Here is a 22300-nt window from a genome sequence, read left to right on the forward strand (position 1 = left end):
TGGGCAGCGTCGCCCTGGTAAGTACGGTGTTGTTGCTGGCCGCACTGAACCTGTTGTCGCGCAAGGTCCCCCACCGTACCGAGGAACAGCAGGAGCTCATCGCCCGGGCGACCGGCGCGGTCGCGGATCTGTTGCGCGGACTGCGGCCGCTGAGCGGCTTCGCCGGACGCGGCCCGGCATACGACCGCTACCGCACACTGTCGGCCACCACGCGCAGCCATGCCGAACGCCTGGCCCGGATCTCCGGCGTGTACGAGGGTATCTCCGCCGGTGCCGCAGCCCTTCTCGTCGGCGTGGTCGGCACGCTGGCCGGCGTCCGCGCATTCTCCGGTGACATCTCCATCGGCGATCTGGTCGCGGTGGTCGGACTCAGCCAATTCATCGCCGAACCCCTCGGCCAGCTCAGCCGGATGCCTCGATTCGCCGCGCTGGCACGGGGTTCGGCCCGCCGGGTGGTACTGCTGGGATCCGGGCGCACCGGCGAAGGCGGTGCCCCGGTGACCACCCCGGCGCCGTCGGGCACGGTCCACCGGAGTACGCATCCCGACCTCCTCGTGCAGGTGGACACCACCGAGATCGCCGTGACCGCAGGCGCCCTGGTGGCGGTCGACTGCACCACCGACCAAGCAGCACGGGTGGCCACCGCTCTTGCCGCGGGTCCCGACGCGCCCCCCGAGGCACCGTCGATCTCGGTGCGCGGCACCGAGATCGGTGATCTCGACGCGGCCGGCCTCCGGCGGGTGGTGCTCGCCGATGCGCGGCACCCGGCGATCTTCGGCGGGCGCCTGGGCGCGGTCGTCCACCCCGACGGGACGCACTACGAGCCCGGTTCGGAGCCGGCGGACATCCTCACCGAGTTGGGTCTCGACGAGTTGGTCGACGACACCGCCGCGCTCCTCGATCATCCGGTCGCCGACCGCGGGGGCAACCTCTCCGGCGGACAACGCCAGCGGGTGGCACTGGCCCGTGCGCTGCATGCGAATCCGGACATCCTGGTGCTGGTGGACCCGACCTCCGCGGTCGACGCGGTGACCTCGGCAATCACCGCCGACACGGTCCGCCGACGCCGGCGGGGAAAGACCACTCTCGTCCTCGCCGCGAGTCCCGCGTTTCTCCGGTTGGCCGACAATGTCGTATCTTTGGAGGACAAACAAAGGCTAGGCTAACCAAATCAGAGGTGTGTGATAGTGAAGCCGATGACCACAACTCGCGACGTGGTGGGCGTGGGGTTCGGCCCGGGAAACCTCGGGCTCGCGATCGCCATGAGCGAATACGACGACGCAGACCAGAACTCTCCACCGCTCGACACGGTGTTCCTCGAACGTCGCCACACGTTCGGCTGGCACCCCGGCATGCTCCTACCCGGGACCAACATGCAGATCTCCTTCCTCAAGGACCTTGTCACCCAACGCAATCCGCGCAGCCGATTCACCTTCGTCAACTATCTGGTGGAGAAGGACAGGCTGACCGGCTTCATCAACCGGCAGACCTTCACCCCCGAACGGGTCGAATTCGCCGACTACCTGTCCTGGGTCGCCGACCACGTCGCCGCCGATGTCCGCTACGGCCGCAACGTGATCGGGGTCGAACAGGTCGATCCCCACGACGCCGACGCCCCGGCGGGAGCACGCTTTCGCGTGGTGACGACATTGGACGACGGGTCGGTCGAGACATACTTCTCGCGCACCGTCGTCGTCGCGCTCGGCCTGCGAGAACGGTTGCCGGAGTGGGCCGATCGCCCCGAGCTCACCGAGAGCGGCCGGGTCTTCCACAACCACCGCTTCCTTGATCATCTCGATGCCCTGCGGGCCGACATCGCCGGATCGGAATTCCTGGTCGTCGGCGGTGGGCAGTCGGCCGCGGAGGCCATCGACTACCTCTACACCCGGGGCGCAGGCGTCACCTCCACCTTCCACGGCTACGGCTTCGCCCCCGCCGACGACAGCCCGTTCGCCAACCAGGTGTTCGACCCCTCCGCGGTGGACGATTTCTACGCCGCATCCGAGGATGTCCGTGCCGACCTGCTCAACCGGCATCGCTACACCAATTACTCCTGTGTGGAGCCGCAATTGCTCACCACCCTGCACGATCACCACTACCGCGAGTCGGTGACCGGCCAGAGCAGACTGCACCTGCGCCGATCGACCGCGGTGACCTCGGCTTCGGTCACCGATCAGGGGCGCGTGCAGGTCGAGTTGTACGACCGTATCCATCGCACCCACGACACCGTCACCGTCGACGCCGTCGTCTGCGCCACCGGATTCACCTCACCGGGCGTCGACGGCATCAGTTCCATCGGTGACACATGCGTCGTCGGCCGCGACCATCAGGCGGTGGTCGACGGCACCCGCATCGCCGGACTGTTCGTCCAGGGGGCCTCCCAGGGCACCCACGGCCTCGGGGCCACCCTGCTCTCCAACATCGCCATCCGGGCCGGTGAACTGCGCTCGGCCATCATCTCCGAACTGGCCCAGCCGGAACCGGCCGAATCGGAGTTGGCGGCGTCGGGACGGGGCGGGCAGCATCGCTCCCACTCGGGCATGTGACTCACCCCACCACCCCGACCCGCTATCACCCCCGACATCACAGGGTCCGATTCCACAGGGTCCGATACCACTGTGTCCGTCACCACCACGGGCCGATCAGCCGGCAGCGCATGAACGTGTCACTCGCATGCCGCCGGCGTCACAGAGAGGTTGACGATGAGTTCGCTCGGTTCGAATGTCCTCACCACCATCGCCCCGACAGCTCTACAGGAAATGCGCTCGCGCCTCGGTGACGTGGGAGTGGGGTCCACCGCGGCCACCATCGCACTGGCCACCGCCTGGTGGGCCGCGCGCAGCAGCGCCGTCGACGGTTCACCGGCCCCGGCCGTATCGCTGCGCGTCGTCGACGGTGGCCGCACGACCACCGAGATCAGCACGACACCACTGTTCGGATCGAGCTCCCCCGGAGAGGTCGGCCTGGTCGACGTGGCCGGCGGGCTGGATACTGTTGCTGCGCTGCGAAACCGCACGGAGAAGTCCGAGGACACCGCCGTCATCGCCGAGGTGGGGTCGGTGCGGGTCAGCACCCGCCTCGACGGCGACGGGCTCGGCGTGAGCACCGACGCGCCGGTCTCACCCGACGACCTCACCGACCTCGTCGGCGATCTCGTCACCCACCCCGATCGTCGCCTGGACTCCGTCCGGCCCGACACCGCCGAGCAGCGTCTGCGGCGCCAGCGTCGTTGGAATGACACCGATGCCCCGCGGCGGCGACCGGATGTGGTGGAACTGATCGCCGACCACGTGCGGGCCACACCGGATGCGCTTGCCGTGATCGACGACCGGCATCGATTGTCGTATCGCGAACTATGGCTCCGCGCAGCCTCTCTGGCCGATGAACTCGAGGACCGCGGTATCGGTGACGAGGCGCTCGTCGGGATCGCGATGGATCGTGGGGCCGACATGGTGGTGGCCATCGTGGCCGCGCTGATGACCGGTGGTGCGTTCGTGCCGGTCGACCCCGAGTGGCCCGATGCCCGCCGGCGCGACGTCATCGGGCGCGCGCAGGTACGGGTGCTCGTCACCCGTCGCGGCGCGGACTCGCCCCACGACGGCGCGGATGACCCGGCGATCATCGAATTCGACTGCGACGCAGAACTACCCGATCAGGAGGTCGATCCCGTCACGCGACCGATGCGCGGAGCCGGGCTCGCCTATGTCGTGTTCACCTCGGGATCGACCGGAAAACCCAAGGGCGCCATGATCCGGCGTGAGGCCATCGTCGAACGACTGCTCTGGCAACGCGATGAGATCCTCGGGTTCGGCCCGACCGATGCCGCATTGTTCAAGGCGCCGTTGGCTTTCGACATCTCCATCAACGAGATCCTGCTGCCGTTGATCAGCGGTGGCCGGGTGGTGGTCGCCCACGCCGGTGGTGAACGCGATCCACAGTATCTGCTCGATCTGATCGCCCGCGAGCACGTCACCTTTGCCTACCTGGTCTCGTCGATGCTCGACGTGCTGCTCGCGCTGGCCGACGGCGGGTCGCGGCTGGACTCCTTGCGGCACGTCTGGTGTGGCGGGGAACTGTTGACGCAGGCTCTGTTCCGGCGTTTCCGGGAACAACTGCAGATCCCGATGTACCACGGATACGGTCCGGCCGAGGCGACGATCGGTGTCTCCCACGTGATCTATGGCGGCGACGACGACCGCATGGGGCCGTCGATCGGGTCGGCGAACCCCAACACCGCGTTGTATGTCCTTGACGCCGAGCTGCGGCCCAGCGTGGCCGGCGAGCCCGGCGAGCTGTATGCGGCCGGGTTCCTGCTCGGCCGTGGGTATGTGGGCCAGGGCGATCTCACCGCGGCTCGCTACGTGGCCGACCCGTTCGGACGGCCGGGCGAGCGCATGTACCGCACCGGCGATCTGGCGCGGCGCCTCGACGACGGATCACTGGAATTTCTCGGCCGCGCCGACAACCAGGTCAAGGTCCGCGGGATGCGCCTCGAACTCGAGGACGTCGAGGCCGGGTTGGCCGAGCATCCCGACGTGCGGATGCCCTGTGTGACACTGCAGGACGGCCGGTTGATCGGCTACGTCGTCTGCCACCGGGGCCGCCACCCGAGCGGGGCGGACATCCGGGAATGGTCGCGGTCGGTGCTGCCCGACTACATGGTGCCCGCGACGGTGATGGTGCTCGACGCGTTCCCGATGACGGTCAACGGCAAGCTCGATCGGCGCGCGCTACCCGATCCGGACTTCTCCGAAGCGCTCGGCCCGCAGCCAGATCTCGCGGTCGGCGAGCCCGGCGCGGAGGCCTCCCCGGCGCTCGCCGCGGTGACCGCGGCACTCGCCGGAGCCCTCGGTGTCGACCGGATCGGTCCCGACACCGACTTCTTCGACGTCGGCGGGGATTCACTGCGCGCCATCGGGGTCCTCGGCGCACTGCGCCGAGACGGCTGGAGCGCAACGGTGTCCGATGTCTTCGACGCCCGCACACCACGTGCGCTGGCCGCGCGCGTCACCCGCGCCGGCCACCAGCCCGACCCCGACGACCGGCCGGACGGCGTCGTCGACGCGATGCCGATCATCCGGTGGGCGGGCGAGATCGCCGAGCACATCGACGGATTCGTGCAGGCCGTCGAGCTCCGCGCCCCGGACGATCTCGATCAAGCTGCCGCGCAGTCGATCCTGACCGCAACCGTCCGCGCGCACCCGGCACTCGCAGCGACCGTGGTCACTGGACCACGGCTGCACCTGCGGATACCGCGCGCCGAGGAGATCGACGTCGTACCCGTGACCGAATTGGCTTCGGGCACAGCGGACGAGAGCATCGAGCTGCTGACCGGGCAGCTCGATCCGGCGCACGGCGTGGTGCTGGCCGCCGGTCTGCGCGTGGCGGCCGACGGCACCCGCGGACTTCTCGTCGTCATCCACCACCTGGTGATCGACGGTGTGTCCTGGAACATCCTCACCGACGACCTCACACGCGCAATGGCGGCGTGGCGCGAGGGGTTACTCGACGATTCCGGTTCTCCGACAACCGATGTGGACCCTCCGGTGCAGGCCGAGGGCACCTCACTGCGGCGATGGAGCGAACTACTCATTGCGGCCGCGCCCGACATCGAGGCCGACCGCGCCTACTTCGACGACGTGCTCGCCCACCCCGACACCCCGCTGGCCGACGACCCCACGGAGCTGACCGCCCGCGTCGCAGACGAGGTGACGCGGGTGCACGAGTTCGGCGGGCCGGGGGCCGAGGCACTGCTCGGTGAGGTCGTCGCCGGATACGCCACCAGCGCCGAAGCGGTGTTGATGACGGCACTGTCGCTGACCTTGGCCCGGTTCCGATCAGAACAGCGGGGAGCGGACCACCAGGGGGCGCACGCCCACACCCACAGCGTCGTCGAACTCGAGGGCCACGGCCGCGAGACCCGGCACATCCCGACCCCGGGCGGCGGCGAGGCCGATCTGAGTCGTACCGTCGGCTGGTTCACCACGCTGTATCCGGTGCTCGTCGACCCCGGCGCCGTCGACCTCGACGACCCCGCCGAGGTGAGCCGCGCACTCAAGGCCGTCAAGGACCAGCTGTCGGCGGTGCCCCACCGCGGTATCGGTTACGGCATTACCCGTTATCTCGGCCCGGACCACGGAGACACCGACCACGCCGATGCGGTGCCGGACCGGTCGCCGCAGGTGCTGTTCAACTATCTGGGCCGGGTCGGGGCCGCCGAGGCCAAAGACTTCGCGCCGCTGGGTCCGACGGGCCAACTCGGTGAGCGTCGCGACCCGCGGCAACGCCTCCCCCGTGAACTCGAGTTCAACGCCATCACCGAACCCGGCCCCGACGGGGCCGTGCTCCGCACCACGATCTCCTGGGCTGCCGGCCGGTTCGGTGACGACCGGATCGACAGGCTCCTGGACCTGTGGGAGCGCGCCCTGCACGCGGTGGCCGGGATCGCCGCGCTGGCATCGCATTCGGCCGGTGACTTCGCCCTGACCCCGGGCGGCGAGGTGATCCTCGATCAGGACGAACTCGACGCCATCGACGGACCCGGCCTCGTCGACGTGCTGCCGCCGACCCCGCTGCAGCAGGGCATGCACTTCCACAGCATCTTCGACGGCGCACAGTCGAGTATGTATGTGGAGCAACAGATCCTGACGTTGCGCGGAACCCTCGACGTCGAGCGGCTGCAGACGGCGGCCGCGATGTTGTTGCGGCGCCACCCCACCCTGGCCGCGGCGTTCCGGACGACACGGTCGGGTCGGGTGTATCAGCTCCTCGACACCGACTGCGCCGACCGGCTCGAGTTCACCGTGCTCGACCGGACCGCCGAACAGGTGAGCATCGACGAGATCGCCCGCGCCGATCGCGACCGCGGCTTCGATCCCGAGACGGCACCCCTGATGCGCTACACGGTGATCCCCGACGGCGACGACCACGTCGTGGTGCAGACGGTGCACCACCTGATCGCAGACGGGTGGTCGGTGCCGATCGCGTTGCGCGAGTTGTTCGCCGCGTACCGGGATGCCGGCCACCGGGATACCGGCTACCTGGATACCGCCGCACGGGACCGCACCGAGGTGCCCGCACACCGCCTCGATCGCGGTTTCGCCGGTTACCTACGCTGGATTGCCGCCCGCCGCCACGACGCCGACGTGGCGCGCTGGCGCGACGAACTCGCCGGTCGGCTCCATCCGGTGGTGGTGGCGCCGGGCGCCACGGCGTCGACCACCCTGGCCGAGATGTCGCTCGACGCACCGGAACTCGCAACGCTTGCGGCGCGGACCCGTGCGGCCGGGCTGCGCCTCCCCGATGTCGTGGAGGCCGCATGGGGATTGGCGTTGCGCCGGATGACCGGTGTCGACGACGGCACCGACGTGGTGTTCGGCTCGACCGTCTCGGGCCGGGACGCCCCGGTGGACGGGATCGACGATGCCGTCGGCATGTTCATCAACACCGTGCCCGTCCGCGCGCCGGGGGCAGCGCCCACCCGGCGCGCCCGCGACCTCGTCGACGGGCTTGCCGCACACCACGATCGGGTCCGCGACTGCCTGCACATCGGCCTGATCGACATCGCCCGCACGGCCGGACGATCGGCGGGAGAACTGTTCGACACCCTCGTGGTGGTGGAGATCGGCACCGGTGGCGATCAGATCGACACCAGCGGAACGGGCCTGGAGATCGTCGACATCGTCAACGACGGCGCGCCGCACTATCCGCTCACGGTGGTGATCACCCCGGACGCCCCTGCACCGCTGCGACTGATCCACGACGAGTCGGTGATCCCCCGCGCTCGCGCCGAGCGCATCGCCGCGCACCTCGTCACCGCGACCACGATGCTGCTGACCGACTGCACCGTCGCGGAGGTGAGTTCGGCTCTCGATTCCCTCGACGATGACGACGATGCGACGCTCGCGCAGGTGTGGACCGCGGCGGTCCGTGCGCACCGCAGCCGTCCGGCGCTCGGCGACCTGCGGGCCCAGTCGGCGCAGAGCACCCGCACCTATGGCGAGATCGACTCTACTGCAACAGCACTCGCCGAGCAGATCCGTCGCACCTTACCCGCCCCGACGCCCGGTGACCCACCACCGCGCGTGGCATTGCTGATCGAGCGATCGAGCCGCTTCGCCGAGGCCGTCATCGCCGCGGTACTGGCCGGGGTCACCTATGTCCCGCTCGATCCGTACTCGCCGCAGCAGCGCCTCGACCTCATCGTCGACGACTGCCGGCCCGCCCTGATCGTCGCCTCCCCTGATCACGCCGGGCTCGCGAAGCGTCTCGCCGACGACCACATCCCGGTCCTGTGCCCCGATCCCGACGGGCGTGACACGCCCGCCGAGCCCAACGGCACACTCCCACAACCACATCGCGTCCGCCCCGACGACCCCGCGTACCTCCTCTACACCTCCGGCTCCACCGGAACCCCGAAGGGCGTCGTGGTGACCCACCGCAACGTCGTGTCGCTGCTACGAAACGCCGAGAGCCACGTGGTGACCGGACCGGACGACATCTGGTGCATCGCACACTCCTTCGCCTTCGACTTCTCGGTGTGGGAACTGTGGGCGCCGCTACGCGCCGGCGCGCTGGCCGTCGTGGTCGATCACGCGCTGACCCGCATCCCTGCCGATCTCGCCCGCGCCCTGCGCGACGCGCGGATCACCGTGCTCAATCAGACACCGACTGCCTTCGCCGCGCTCGACGCGACCGGCGTGACACTTCCGGACCTGCGGTACCTGATCTTCGGCGGCGAACGTCTCGAACCGGCGCTGACCGGCCGGTGGCTGGACCGACACCCCGGTGCGGTGGCGATCAACATGTACGGGATCACCGAAACGACGGTGCACGTCACCGCGCTGACCCTCACCGACGGGATACGCGAGGACACGGGCAGCCCCATCGGCCGTCCGCTCGACGGTCTGGTGACTCACGTGCTCGACGAGCAGCTCCGTCCGGTGGCGGTGGGCGAGACCGGCATCCTGTACGTCTCCGGACCGCAGGTGTCGGCGGGGTATCACCGGCGACCGGACCTGACCGCCACCCGATTCGTCGCAAACCCCTTCCGTACCAACCACTTGCGAGCCGGTGGCGACCGCCTGTACTGCTCCGGTGATGTGGTGCGGGTACGGCCCGACGGCGGGATGGACTACATCGGCCGGGCCGATCGGCAGGTACAGGTACGCGGCTTCCGGATCGAGACGGGCGAGGTGGAGGCCGCGTTACGCCGTTCCGGGGTCGCCACCGAGGCCGCCGTGCTGGCCGTCGACACCGCCGACGGTCCGCGCCTACGTGCGGCAATCGTCGCCGACGGCGCACCAGGCTCCGGCGAGGATCACGCGGCCCGCGCGCGGCGCGCGGCTCGGGAGTCTCTTCCGGCGCACATGGTGCCCGACGAGGTGCTCGTGGTGGATGCCCTGCCGCGCACCGTCAACGGCAAACGCGATGACGAGCGGCTGCGGGAACTACTCGTCGCGATCCCCGTCGCCGCGATCCCCGAGATGGCAGCACCGGACAGCGGAGACCCCCACGTCCCGGACACGCGGGTCACCGCCGTGGCGTCGGTGATCGCCGAAGCCCTCGACCTCGACGCGGTCGGCGGCAATGACGATTTCTTCATGCTCGGCGGCGACTCGATCGTGGCGATCCGGGTGGCCAACCGGCTCACCGCGAGCGGCGTCAAGGTGACCCCGCGCGATGTGTTCCTCGGCCGTACCCCGGCGCGGATCGCCGAACGCCTCGGTACCGATGCGGTGCCCGTCTTGAGCAGTGCGGCAGCGGATTCCGGAACCGGCGTCGCACCCGTGCCGACGCCCATCCTGCTCCGCCAGCACGAGTGGGGATTCCCCGATGACCTGGTGCAGGCACGGCTGGTCCGGACGCCGCAGGGCGTCACCGCCGATCAGATCCGCACCGCTCTCACCGCCGCCGTCGACGCACACCCGATGCTCGGCGCCGTGATCACCGGCACCGAGGCCGATGCGGCGCTGTCGATCTCGATGCCGGACTCCGGTCCGGCGACGCCGCCGGTGCGGGAGTCGGCGTCGGCCGACCCGGCCGATGCGGTGCGTGAACTGATCGACGACATCAGCATCGCCGACGGCCGACCGATCGCCGCTGCCCTCCTCGACGCCGGACAGTGCGTGGTGCTGCTGGCCCACCATGCGGTGGTCGACAGCGTGTCGTGGATGGTCATCGTCGACGACCTCGAGCAGGCCCTGCGTGGCGGGCGTCCGGCTGCGGAGCCGAGTTCGTATGCCACGTATGCGCAGCAGGTGATGCGCGCGGCCTACAGCCCCGTCATCGCATCGGATCTCGAGCATTGGCGAGACCTGCACACCACCGAGCCACTGGTCGCGGCAACGGTATTCGACGCACACCGGATCACCACCCACACCGTCGAGGTCGACGGACCGGAGGTGGCTGTCGTCATCGACGAGGCCGCGTCCGCGCTCGGTGCGGCGGTCACCGAGGTGATCGTCGCCCTCATGCTCGCGTCGGTCGCACGTCTGCTCGGCACCGAACCCACCCTGCTCGTCGACATCGAAGGGCACGGTCGCCCCGATCCGGGTGAGCCGGTGCGCGGCGGCGACGTGGCGCTGGACTGCGGTCGCACCGTCGGATGGTTCACCCAGATCGCACCGGTGCGGGTGACGGCCCGTACCGACGCCGCGGTGACCTCCCGCGAACTGGCCGCGGCTCTCGCCGATCAGCCGGACCCGCTGGGCTACATGGCCTTACGCCACATCCACGCGCGGACGTCCCGACTGCTCGCCGAGGGCGGAGCACAGATCCTGGTGAATTATCTGGGTCGCGGCGAGAGCCGTGAGATGTTGCCCACCCCACCACCGTCCGCCCCGCCGCGCACCCCGTACGCCGTCGAGGCCGACGTCTGGGTCAGTGGGTCATCACCGCGCCTGGTGGTGCAATTCGCCGTGGCCGAGTCGATCTCGGACATCGTCGGCCAGGAGATCACCGCCGAAGCGATCACCGACGCGGTGCGGAGCAGCGTCGGCGCGCTGGCCGCCGAGATCGACCGGACGGCCGATCGTGGCCCGGTGCCGGTGCCGCCGACGGTGTTGCAGCGGGGCCTGCTGTTCCAGTCGCAGGTCGCGCCGTCGGGGTCCTATCACGCGCAGACCGCGTTGACCTTCGACCGGGAGATCGATCCGGATCAGCTCGCCGAGGCCTTCGCCGACGCCGTCGTCGTGCACCCGGCGATGGGCGCGCGATTCGATCTGAGTGCGGCATCACCCACCCAGTACCTGCCCGGGCGTGACGAGCGCGTGCTGTTGCCGGTCGAGGTCGTCCACACCGACAGCACCTCGTCCGACGAGCATGCCCTGCGGGAACGTGATCGCGCACAGGCGATTCCGCTCGACCGCTCGCCCGCCGCCCGTGCAACCATCGTCCGGCGCGCCGGTCACGGTGACACGGTGTTGTTCACCTATCACCTCGCACTGCTCGACGGGTGGTCGAGGGCGCGTTTCCTCACCGAGTTCCTCGACCGGTTGCGTGATCGCGAACAGTCCGCGGTGCGTACCCCGCGGCCGGCACGGCCCGGCTTCGCCGAGGTGGCCACACTGCTCGACGCCCGAGATGACCGGCAGGACATCGCATTCTGGCGTTCGGCTCTCGGCGGAATGGCCGCGCCGACACTGGTGGGCCGGACCGCGGAGGTCGGCGCACCGGCCCCGGTAGCGGCCGAGGTGTTGCCGCGCAAGATCATCCGCTTCCTCGACGCCACCGAGACCGCCGATCTCCTCGCGGCGGGTCGCGCGCACGGGGTGACGTTGACGGCGTTGGCCACCGTCGCCATGGCGTTGACCCTGCACCGAGCGACCGGTGAGTCCGACGTGATGTTCGGGCTGTCGGTGTCGGGGCGCGACCTGCTGGAGGTGCCCGGCATCGACGAGGTCGTGGGCGTACTCCTCAACACCGTGCCGGTCCGTGTCCAGGTCGACGCGTGGCGTCCGATCCGGGAGATGTTGCGCCGCATCTCCGACGATCGTGCCGCGGCGATGCCGCATGACGGGGCCGATCTCGGTGAGATCCATCGAGAGCTGGGGGTCACCGCCCTCTTCGATTCGCTGGTGGTGATCCAGAACTTCCTCGACCCGGAGGCGGCCCGCGAGACCCGGGACCGGCACGGGATTCTCACCGAGGAGGCCGAGGACTCCACCCACTTCGCGCTGACGTGGGTGTTCACCCCCGGCGACGAGATGACGCTGAAGGTCGAATATCGCGCCGAGCTGGTCGACGAGACCACGGCGACGCGGCTGGCCGACCACGCCATGACCGTGCTGCGGGCACTCTCGCGCACCGCGCAGGCGCCGGATACTCCGTTGGCCGCCCTGCCGGTGGCATCCGATCCTGCTGTGTCAGGCCCGAATCCGGCTGCGGTGGCGGCCGCGAACGAGCCGTGGTCGTCGACCGTGATGGACGAGTTCGCCGGGGCCGTGCGCCGCGAACCGGAGTCGGTGGCACTGGTGTGCGGCGCGGTGCAGTGGAGCCTTGGGGAGCTTGCCGATCGGGTCATGCGGCTGGCCGGCCGGCTCGCGGAGGCGTCGGTCGCGCCCGGCTCGACCGTCGCGATCGCCGTTCCCCGCTCCGCCGAGGTGGTCGTCGCCATCCTCGGGGTGCTGTGGTCCGGCGCGCGATACACGCCACTGGACCTCGAGCACCCCGACGACCGGCTGCGCGCGATCTGCGACGACTGTGCTCCCGATGTGGTCCTGGTCTCCGACGAATCGAGCCATCGCATGTCGGCGGTGGTTCCCGCCGACCGGCTGATGCCGGTCACCGACGATCCCGCGGCCCCGGCACTGGCCGTCTCGCGCGCCCATCCCGAAGGCGACGCGTACGTGATCTACACCTCCGGGAGTACCGGCACCCCGAAGGGCGTCGTCATCGGACATGCAGGCCTGGCCAACATGCTGGCCAATCACCGGCGGCGGATCTTTGCCCCGGCGGTGCAGTCGGCGGGCCGGAGATTCCGCGTGGCCCATGCCATCTCGTTCGCCTTCGACATGTCGTGGGAGGAGCTCCTGTGGCTCGCGGAGGGTCACGAGGTGCACATCTGCGACGAGGAACTGCGCCGCGACGCCACCGGGCTCGTCGCCTACGTCGCCGAGCACCGGATCGACGTCCTCAACGTCACGCCCGGACAGGCCGATCAACTCGTGGCCGAGGGACTTCTCGCGGCGCAGGCACACATTCCGCCGCTCATCCTGCTCGGCGGTGAGGCGGTGTCGGCCACCCTGTGGGCGCGGCTGCGAGCCACCGCGGGTACCCGCGGCTACAACCTGTACGGGCCCACCGAATACACGATCAACACCCTTGGCGTGGGTACCGACGAGTCGGCCACGCCGTCCATCGGACGGCCGGTGGACAACACCGAGGTGATGATCCTCGACAAGTGGCTGCGTCCGGTGCCCGACGGGGTGGCCGGCGAGTTGTATGTCACCGGTGTGGGATTGGCTCGCGGCTACCTCCATCTCGCGGCCCGGACCGCCGCGACGATGGTGGCGTGCCCGGCCGGCGCCGCGGGTGAGCGCATGTATCGGACCGGAGACCTGGTGCGGCGTAACAGCGACGGCCTGATCGACTATCTCGGTCGCACCGACGACCAGGTGAAGATCCGCGGCCATCGGGTCGATCCCGCCGAGGTGTCGGCGGTGGTGCTCGAGCGGTTCGCCGACCATGTCCGCGATGCGGTGACCATCGCCCGTGACGGGGTGTTGTGCTGTCATCTGGTGGCCGACACCGACGATCCGGCTCACCTGACGACCCTGGTGCGCGACGGCTTGCGTGACGCGCTGCCCGACTACCTGGTGCCCACCCGATTCTCGGTGCAGGAACGGATTCCGTTGACACTCAACGGCAAGATCGACCATGCCAAGCTCGGCGCGGGAGACCTCGTCGAGTCCGGCGGCCGCCCGCTGGCCGGGCCGCAGGAGGAACTCGTCGCCGAGCTGATGGCCGAGGCCCTCGACTGCGACGATGTCGACTCCGACGTCGACTTCTTCGCGGTCGGCGGCCATTCGATGTCAGCGGTTCGTCTGGCCGCGCTGCTGCGGGGCGAGTTCGGGCGGCCGGTCTCGGTACGGGAGGTCTACGAGCTTCGGACCGTCTCGGCGATGGCCGCCGAATTCGGTTGAGACACAACGATTGAGGCTAGGTGGTCACAGCAGGGTCAGTGCCGTGTGCTGAGCTCGTCGCAGAGGTCACGGACCAGCGCGAGCCGCCACACGGCATGATCGTGGCCGCCGTCGATGACGCGCATGGTCGCCCGGGCACCGCGGTCGGTGAGTGCGGTGCGCACCGCATCGACGTGCCGGTGCATGGCGGGCTCGCCACTGCCGACGGTGAACCGGAACGAGAGGGCCGGCGACGAGAGGTCGAGCGTGTCACCGCCGAGTTCCTCCAGGACCGCACCACCGTGGGGCCCGTCGAGCGGCCCGCCCATCGCCGGCGCCGGCCACCAGAACGAGGGTGACTGTGCGACAACGGCATCGATACCACGTACCGCCGAGCCCGCGCCCGCGGCAACAACCGCGGCACGCACCGCGGCCACCCCGCCGAGGCTCTGCGCGGCCAGGACGGTGTACCCGCGATGCAACCCGCGCCCGAGGAGATCGGCGTCCACGGCGGCCAGCACCGACGTGGCCACCGCGGATGCCATTGCAGCCGAGGTCAGTTCGTCCTCCCGCGCCGACCGGTCAAGGGGTGCGGGCAGGTAGGCCAATGCCACCGAGTCGAGCACCGACACCCACTCGGCCGATCCGGCGGCCGCGGCAGCGAGCGCGGACGACAGCGGATACAGGTGCAGCCAGTCATCCCCGTCGAGCAGCAGCACCACCGGGACGATGCCGTCGGCGGCGGCCCGACGCGGAGCGCTCAGGTGCATCGTCGCGCGACGGCCGAGGACACCACGATCGAGTCGAATGCGCTGCGGGCGAGATCTTTCCGCGGCCTCCTCGACCCAATCGGCCGAGTCCGGTCGCCACAGGTCCAACCCGTCGAGCCCCGACCGCGGCGCGTGCGGATGGGTGAGCAGCGACACCAGCCCACCCGGGCTGTCGGCGTTGAACGGATCGGCGCCGGGTGCATCGTCACCGGGTGCGATGCGATAACTGGTTGCCGGAAAGGCCATCTCGACGCGGGCGACGCCGGGTGAGGCAGGCAGCGGCAGCGGTGCGTCGCCCACCAGTGCCGCGAGGTCGTCGGCCGCGATCGGCACGAACCCGACCGGCGGACCGCCGTCCTCGCGGACGACGGTGGCGCCACGCGCGTCGAGGTCGGTGATCAGCAAGGCCTCGGCGCTGCCGTCGGGCAGGACGCGATACCGCGGCCAGCACGGCGATCTGCGCTCGTCCACGAGATCGAAGACAACGTCGGCGTGCGGTGCGAGCAGGTCAGCAGAAATGGGCATTTCGGCACTTTCGGTCGAATTGACTCATAAGCTAAGGCTCCACTAACCTACCTGGGTGCGCGTAGTGACCTTCGGTTATCAGACCTGGGGGCACCGGACCCTCACCGCGGCCCTGAAATCGGGGCACGACGTCGTCCTGGCCGTCACCCATCCCACCAGCTCCCACCCCTACGAGCAGATGTTCAGCGACTCCGTCGAGGATCTCGCGCAGGCCCATGGGGTTCCGGTCCACGTCGCGCAGCGAGCCGACGACGCCCTGATCGACGCGGTGCACCGAGCCAAGCCCGACGTGATCCTGGCCAACAACTGGCGGACCTGGTTGCCCAAGAGCGTCTTCGATCTACCCACCCACGGCACCCTCAACGTCCACGACTCCCTGCTGCCCGAGTACGCGGGATTCTCGCCGGTCCTCTGGGCCCTGCTCAATCGGGAGAGCCGCGTCGGGGTGACTGTCCACCGCATGGACGAGACACTCGACGGCGGCCCGATCGTGGCGCAGCAGTCGATCCCGGTGGGACCGACGGCCACCACCACCGAACTCGTGGCGGCCACCACCGAGTTGATCGAACCCCTGGTGCTCTCGACGCTGTCGGCCCTCGCCGACGGCACCCTCACCGATCACCACCAGGACCCGGCTCGCGCCACCTATTTCCACAAGCGCTCCGACCGCGAGTCCCGGATCGACTTCACCGCGAGCGCCGCCGACATCGAGCTGTTGGTGCGCGCCCAGTCCGACCCGTACCCGAACGCGCACTTCCGATTCCGCGGTGAGCGGCTGCGGGTGATCCGCGCGCATGTGTCGCGGGGCCGCTTCGGCGGCACCCCCGGACGCGTCACCGTCGAGTGTGAAGGCGGCATCGCGGTGGTGTGCGGCTCCGACGCCCCCAATCGGCCAGCCCCGGCGATCGTCCTCGATCGTCTGCGGCTCGACGACGGCCGGGAGGTACCGGCCACCGAGTACTTCGGCACGCGTGCCGGTTATGTGGACGAAATCTGATCGGCTTCGCCGAGAGAACACAGGAGATATGGTGACGTTCAACAAGATACGTGGTGGCGCTGTCCTGATGGCGCTCGTCGCCCTGGTGGCGGCGCTCCTCACGGCCTGCGGCTCGGATTCCGACGACTCGTCGTCGAGCGCGGCGCCGGCGGCCGAGCAGGGTGCACTGCCGGCGACCATCACCCACAAGTTCGGTTCCACCGAGGTCACCGCGGTACCCAAACGCGTGGTGTCGCTGGGCTACACCGACCAGGATGCGTTGCTGGCGCTCGGCGTGGTGCCGGTGACGGTGCGCAACTGGGACGGCATGACCACCACCAAGGGCGCGGCGGTCGGCGCGTGGGCCACCGATCTACTCAAGGGCCAGAAGCCGGAGATCTACAACGCCGAGGAGATCGATCCGGAAGCCATCGCCGCGATGAAACCGGATCTGATCGTCGCCGTCTACTCCGGTATCGACAAGGACACCTATGACGCGTTGTCCAAGATCGCCCCGGTGATCGCCCAGAAGGCCGACTACGCCGACTACGAGCAGCCGTGGGACGTGACCACCGAGGAGATCGGTGCCGCTGTCGGACAACCCAAGAAGGCCGCCGAACTCGTCGCAGGCGTGAAGAAGAAGATCACCGATCTCGGGGCCGCCCACCCGAACTGGAAGGGCAAGACCGTCAGCGTCGCCACCTACGACGGCAGCGCACTGTCGGCGTTCTCCGCGGCCGATCCCCGGACGCAGTTCTTCACCGCTCTCGGCTTCGCCCCGAACACGCAGGTCGATCAGGCCGCCGGCGACAAGTTCTACGCGACGCTGTCGCTGGAGGAAGCCCGCAAGCTCGACACCGACGTGATCGTGTGGGATCAGCTGTCCTACGCACCCAAGGGCAAGCAGACGATCCTGGACCAGAGCGCGCTGGCGAACCTGCCCGCGGTCAAGGACAACCACAGCGTCTACCTCGAGGGCGAACTCGAGAAGGCGTTCGGTTGGCAGACCGTGCTCAGCCTCGGCTACGTCGTCGACAACATCGGGACGCCGCTGGCGCAGGCCGCCGGCTAGCGCTCACGGCCTCCCCTCGACGAGGGCCCGTACCGTCACCTCTCCCCGAGGTCTCGGTACGGGCCCTTCTCGTACTCCGGACCAGTCGTTCTGCCTCGGTTCTGGACATCAAGTTCACTTGAAGTTCTAACCTGGCTGCCATGAGCATGGAATCGGTCGCGTGGGACGTCATGTACAAATCGATGACCTCCCCCGACGGCACGCCCCGCAGCCCCGATCGGCGCGGCACACTGCGCCGGATCGGCGGCTTCGCCCGCCCGCATGCCCGCCGGATCGTCGCCTTCCTGGTGTTGTCGATCTTCACCGCCGTGCTGACGGTGGTGACACCACTGCTGGCCGGGCACGTGGTCAACCTGATCACCGCACAGGATTCCGGCGCCGCCGCGGCCATCGCGGGCTTCGCCGGCCTGATCGCCGTGATCGCGGTGGCCGAGGCGGCCGCGTCGGTGGTGACGCGGTGGCTCTCGGCCAACATCGGCGAGGGTCTGATCCTGGATCTGCGGCGCGCGGTCTTCGACCACGTCCAGCGCATGCCCGTCGCGTTCTTCACCCGTACCCGCACCGGCGCCCTGGTGAGCAGGCTCAACAACGACGTCATCGGCGCCCAACGCGCGTTCAGTGACACGCTCTCGGGGGTGGTGTCGAATCTGGTGACGCTGGTGCTGACGCTCGGCGTGATGATCGCGATCAGTTGGCAGATCACGGTGCTGGCGTTGATCCTGTTGCCGGTCTTCGTCATTCCGGCCCGCCGCCTCGGCAAGCGGATGGCGGCGTTGTCGCGCGAGGCCGCCGAACACAACGCCCGGATGTCGACCCAGATGACCGAACGGTTCTCCGCTCCGGGAGCGACGCTGGTCAAACTGTTCGGACGCCCGGAGCAGGAGTCGGCGGAGTTCGCCGACCGCGCGGATCGTGTGCGCGACATCGGGGTTCGGCGTGCGATGCTGCAGACCGTGTTCATGACGGCGCTGACCTTGGTCTCCGCACTGGCACTGGCGTTGGTCTACGGGCTCGGGGGCTGGCTGGCCGTGCACCAGCACCTGTCGGCCGGGGCCGTCGTCTCCCTGGCCCTGCTGCTCACCCGCATGTACGCGCCGCTGACCGCGCTGGCCAACGCCCGCGTCGAGATCATGAGTGCGCTGGTCAGTTTCGAGCGGGTCTTCGAGGTGCTCGACCTGCGACCACTGATCGTCGACAAGCCCGACGCCGTCGACGTCCCCCGCTCCGACGCCGGGGTGTCGGTGCGCTTCCGTGACGTGTCGTTCGCCTACCCGTCGGCCGACAAGGTGTCGCTGGCCTCCCTGGAAGAGGTTGCGCAACTGGATAATCGGGGCGGCCAGACGGTGCTGCACCACATCGACCTCGACGTCCCCGCAGGCGGCATGCTCGCCCTCGTCGGCAGCTCCGGCGCGGGCAAGTCGACCATCGCATCGCTGGCCACCCGCCTCTACGACGTCGATGACGGTGTTATCGAGCTCAACGGCGTGGATCTGCGTGACCTGACCGCCACCACCGTGCATCGCACCGTCGGATTGGTCACCCAGGACGGTCACCTGTTCCACGACACCGTTCGCGCCAATCTGGTTCTGGCACAGCCGGACGCATCCGACGACGAGATCTGGGAGGCACTGCGCCGGGCGCGTCTCGACGAATTGATCGCGTCGCTGCCCGAGGGACTCGACACCGTCGTCGGCGAACGCGGCTACCGGCTCTCCGGCGGTGAGCGGCAGCGGTTGACGATCGCGCGGCTGCTCCTGGCGAAACCGTCGGTGGTGATTCTCGACGAGGCCACCGCGCATCTGGATTCGACGTCGGAGGCCGCGGTCTCCGAAGCCCTCGGCGAGGCCCTGGCCGGACGCACCTCCATCGTCATCGCGCATCGCCTCTCGACGATCCGCGCCGCCGATCAGATCGCCGTCATCGAGGACGGCCGGATCGTCGAACGCGGTGACCACCCCACGCTTCTCGCACGAGGCGGTCGGTACGCACAGCTCTATCGCACCCAGTTCGCGGCCGACGACGACGAGGCGTGCTGCGCGGCCGGGGCGTAGGGCGTTTGGCGGTTCCGCGGGTTCAGCTCTCGGGTGCGCGGCCGGTGGTGCGCCGCGCGATCAGTGTCGGCGGTAGGACGAGCCTGCGCGACGACCTCATGCGCGAGGCGGTCGGCGTCCTGTGGCACAGCGACTCCCCGGCCGGTGTGAACCGGGGCCAGCACATCGTCGGCGGGCGGTCGGCCTGACGGCGCCGACGCACGACGATCGCTGAGCGAGCGCGCCACGTACGAATACAGATTCCACATGAGCGGACCCTCGACCCCCAAAATCAGGGTTTTTCGGCCAACTTGGTGGAATCTGTATTCGTATGGCACGGTCGCGGCGATCCCGCGGGAGGGGTCAGTCGTCCTCGTCGTCCGCGGGCTGTGCGGGCGGGGTGAGCCGAGCCTTGCGGTAGGTCATCACGAGCATCGCGATGTTCACCACGATCAGGACGATGCCGAGGGTGACCCACAGCCACCGGCCGTCGCGCCACCAGATGTAAGTGAGGAAGCCGACGCAGACCATCACGATGATCGCCCCGATGGTCACCATGCCCCGCGAAAAGGTCTGCGCGGCGCTCTGGAACTGGTGATCGGTCATGGTGACGCCGACCCTCCTGGTCTGTGGCTCGGGAAGTACTCAGTGGCTCGAGAAAAATTCAGTGCCCGATGACGATCGTCAACGCGATCGCCACCGCAATCACCACTATGGCAGCGACCACCACCAGCAGATGCGAGGACCCCGGCATCGGGCCACCCTCACGCAGTGCACGATCGGTCCGGCGCCACCGCCAACCGCCCATGACGGCGATCGCACACCCGAGCGCCACCATCACCAGGCCGAGGGTCGTCTCCAGTGTGCGATCGGTGATGTCGGGAGCCACGTAGACGATCGCGACACCACCGGCCAGGAATCCCAGCGACGTCCGAACCCACGCGAGCAGCGTGCGTTCAGCCGCCAGCGTGAACCGCGCATCCGGCGCGCCGGCTACCCTCCCGGGCTGGTCCCGCCCGTCATCCGGCCCACTTGTTCTCTCGGTCGTCAGCGCTCTTCGCCTCTCGGATCGCGCGGCCGGCGAACTCGGCCGACACCTCGATGGCCTCCAGTGTCTCCCGATGGTGCGAACCGAAGACCGGGAACGCGTGAATCTGCCACGAATAGCTGTGCGCCTCCGCCCGGACCCCGGCCTCGTCGAGGTTCTCGACGAGGTCGATGACATCGGGTTCGAGCAGTTCGTTCTCCGCGGTGATCATGATGGTCGGGGGAAAGTCCTCCAGCTCGAGGTCGGCGATGCGGCGCACCCCGGTGAAGGCGACCGGGCCGCGCAAGAAGTGCGGCGCGAGCTTGACCAGCTGGGACAACGGGATGTAGGCATCGGAACGGCTGCTGCGGTCGGGATTGTCGGCCAGGTCGAGATCCAACAGCGGTGAGAACCCGATGAGCGCTGCCGGTGTCGGGAGTCCTTGTGCGGCAGCCCCTTCGACGACCTTGGCGGCCAGGAATCCACCCGCCGAATCGCCGGCGACGACGACGCGTCGGTATCCGCGTTCGGTCAGCAACTCCCGGTAGGCCGACATCGCGTCGCTGACCGAGGTACCGACCCCGGCCGCGGGCAGCTGCCGGTAGACGAGGGAGAACACCGGCACCTCGCAGGCGCGCGAGAGTCGCGCCGCAATCGACCGGTGCGTCCCCACCCCGCCGACGACGAAGGCGCCGCCGTGCAGATAGAGGATCGCGGTGTCGGAGTCCCGGCGTGAGGGGCCGGTGGGCAGGATCACCTCGGCCGGTCGGTCACCGAGGCGAATCTGCTCCCGGACGACGTTGTGCGGTTTGGGCCCGACGGCGAACATGCGGTCGATGAGGAAGAGTCCGGCCATACCCTCCCGGTTGAGCGGCCACAGCGACAGCAACGGTTTCAGGAACAGTCGGCTACCCACCCAGATCGGATACGAGAGCGCGCTGGCCTTGCGGTGTTGGACGATCGGCATACCGAATACCTCCTGTGCCGGCGTCGGGCGGGTCCGATGGGGCATGACCGGTGTGGACGGGTCAGCTCCAACCTCTGGTGTAAGCGAACCTACACCGAGATCAGAGTTCATTCCGGTTGTTCGGCAGCCTTTGCGTGCAGGGTCACCGCGGGCGGGATAACGGAGACGATCGACACCTTCCGTTCACCCGTGTCCGGCGCAACTCGTCGACCAGTCGCGATATTCTTCTCGTTCCATGTCTAGACAACGGTGGTGAGTGTGGAGATCCCAGCACAGTATTTGCTGTCGTCGCAGGCCAGCGACCCGCGAACACTCTGTGACATTCTCGACGAGACCGCCGCCCGCTACCCCGATGCGCCCGCGATCGACGACGGTGAGCGGGTGTACAGCTACGCGCAACTGCGCGCGGTGATCCGCCGCGGCGCCGACCGTCTCGCGGCGGCCGGGGTGCGGCGCGGCGGGCGTGTCGGTATCCGGATGTCGTCGGGGTCGCGGGACCTCTACACCGCGATCCTCTCGGCGATCTACGCCGGTGCGGCGTATGTGCCCGTCGATGCCGACGACCCCGACGAGCGCGCCGAACTCGTCTTCGGCGAGGCCGGGATCGACGTGCTGATCGACGCCGACGGCGTGCACCCGACGTCGACTCCCGAGGAGTCCAACGCCACGCCCGGTGATGCCGGCGCCGCTCGTCCCACCACCGCCGACGACGCGTGGATCATCTTCACCTCCGGATCGACCGGGACCCCGAAAGGTGTTGCGGTGACCCATCGCAACGCCGCGGCCTTCGTCGACGCCGAGGCGCGGCTG

Annotated in this window: 12 protein-coding genes; 8 read left to right on the plus strand and 4 right to left on the minus strand. The window is 69.2% G+C overall.

Going from position 1 to position 22300, the window contains the following annotated elements:
- The 3 genes from B1964_RS22360 to B1964_RS22370 all read left to right on the plus strand — a co-directional run.
- The coding region (locus B1964_RS22360) for an ABC transporter ATP-binding protein (RefSeq protein WP_079931327.1) at nt 1-1166 on the plus strand (1166 nt) is incomplete at its 5' end.
- A 30-nt stretch (nt 1167-1196) separates the two neighbouring features.
- Entirely contained in the window at nt 1197-2546 is a 1350-nt protein-coding gene (locus B1964_RS22365) for a SidA/IucD/PvdA family monooxygenase (protein WP_079931328.1), read from the plus strand.
- 156 nt (nt 2547-2702) lie between these two features.
- Nucleotides 2703-14144 (plus strand): non-ribosomal peptide synthetase, encoded by an 11442-nt coding sequence (locus B1964_RS22370; RefSeq protein WP_079931329.1) that lies wholly within the window; start codon nt 2703-2705, stop codon nt 14142-14144.
- Between the two features lie 35 nt (nt 14145-14179).
- Here the strand turns inward: B1964_RS22370 and B1964_RS22375 are convergent, their stop codons facing one another.
- Nucleotides 14180-15418 (minus strand): alpha/beta hydrolase-fold protein, encoded by a 1239-nt coding sequence (locus tag B1964_RS22375; RefSeq protein ID WP_079931330.1) that lies wholly within the window; start codon nt 15416-15418, stop codon nt 14180-14182.
- A 55-nt stretch (nt 15419-15473) separates the two neighbouring features.
- Here B1964_RS22375 and B1964_RS22380 point away from each other — a divergent pair, with 55 nt between their 5' ends.
- The 4 genes from B1964_RS22380 (at nt 15474) to B1964_RS30525 (ending at nt 19705) form a co-directional block, all read left to right on the plus strand.
- Entirely contained in the window at nt 15474-16415 is a 942-nt protein-coding gene (locus tag B1964_RS22380; protein WP_079931331.1) for a methionyl-tRNA formyltransferase, read from the plus strand.
- Nucleotides 16416-16443: 28 nt separating this feature from the next.
- Complete coding sequence (locus B1964_RS22385; RefSeq protein ID WP_079931332.1) at nt 16444-17466, plus strand: iron-siderophore ABC transporter substrate-binding protein; 1023 nt, start codon at nt 16444-16446, stop codon at nt 17464-17466.
- Nucleotides 17467-17606: 140 nt separating this feature from the next.
- Nucleotides 17607-19517 carry an ABC transporter ATP-binding protein gene (locus B1964_RS22390; protein ID WP_079931333.1) on the plus strand — a complete coding sequence of 637 codons (1911 nt, stop codon included), beginning with the start codon at nt 17607-17609 and terminating at the stop codon, nt 19515-19517.
- A gap of 5 nt (nt 19518-19522) precedes the next feature.
- A complete protein-coding gene (locus B1964_RS30525; RefSeq protein WP_172398925.1) occupies nt 19523-19705 on the plus strand; it encodes a hypothetical protein in 183 nt (60 codons plus the stop codon).
- A gap of 154 nt (nt 19706-19859) precedes the next feature.
- Here the strand turns inward: B1964_RS30525 and B1964_RS22400 are convergent, their stop codons facing one another.
- From B1964_RS22400 to B1964_RS22410, 3 genes are read right to left on the minus strand one after another with little or no spacing between them, the layout of a single operon-like run.
- Nucleotides 19860-20102 carry a hypothetical protein gene (locus tag B1964_RS22400; protein ID WP_079931335.1) on the minus strand — a complete coding sequence of 81 codons (243 nt, stop codon included), beginning with the start codon at nt 20100-20102 and terminating at the stop codon, nt 19860-19862.
- A gap of 58 nt (nt 20103-20160) precedes the next feature.
- Nucleotides 20161-20619: a DUF202 domain-containing protein gene (locus B1964_RS22405; protein ID WP_366664296.1), complete on the minus strand. Its 459-nt coding sequence runs from the start codon at nt 20617-20619 to the stop codon at nt 20161-20163.
- A complete protein-coding gene (locus tag B1964_RS22410) occupies nt 20516-21490 on the minus strand; it encodes an alpha/beta hydrolase (protein ID WP_172398926.1) in 975 nt (324 codons plus the stop codon). The genes B1964_RS22405 and B1964_RS22410 overlap by 104 nt, the downstream gene beginning before the upstream one ends.
- 249 nt (nt 21491-21739) lie before the next feature.
- Between B1964_RS22410 and B1964_RS22415 the strand changes: the two genes are divergently transcribed.
- Nucleotides 21740-22300, plus strand: a 561-nt coding sequence (locus B1964_RS22415; RefSeq protein WP_139765833.1) for an AMP-binding protein, incomplete at its 3' end; no start/stop codon positions are given.

Source organism: Gordonia sp. i37, assembly GCF_002043085.1.
Taxonomy (GTDB): Bacteria; Actinomycetota; Actinomycetes; order Mycobacteriales; family Mycobacteriaceae; genus Gordonia; species Gordonia polyisoprenivorans.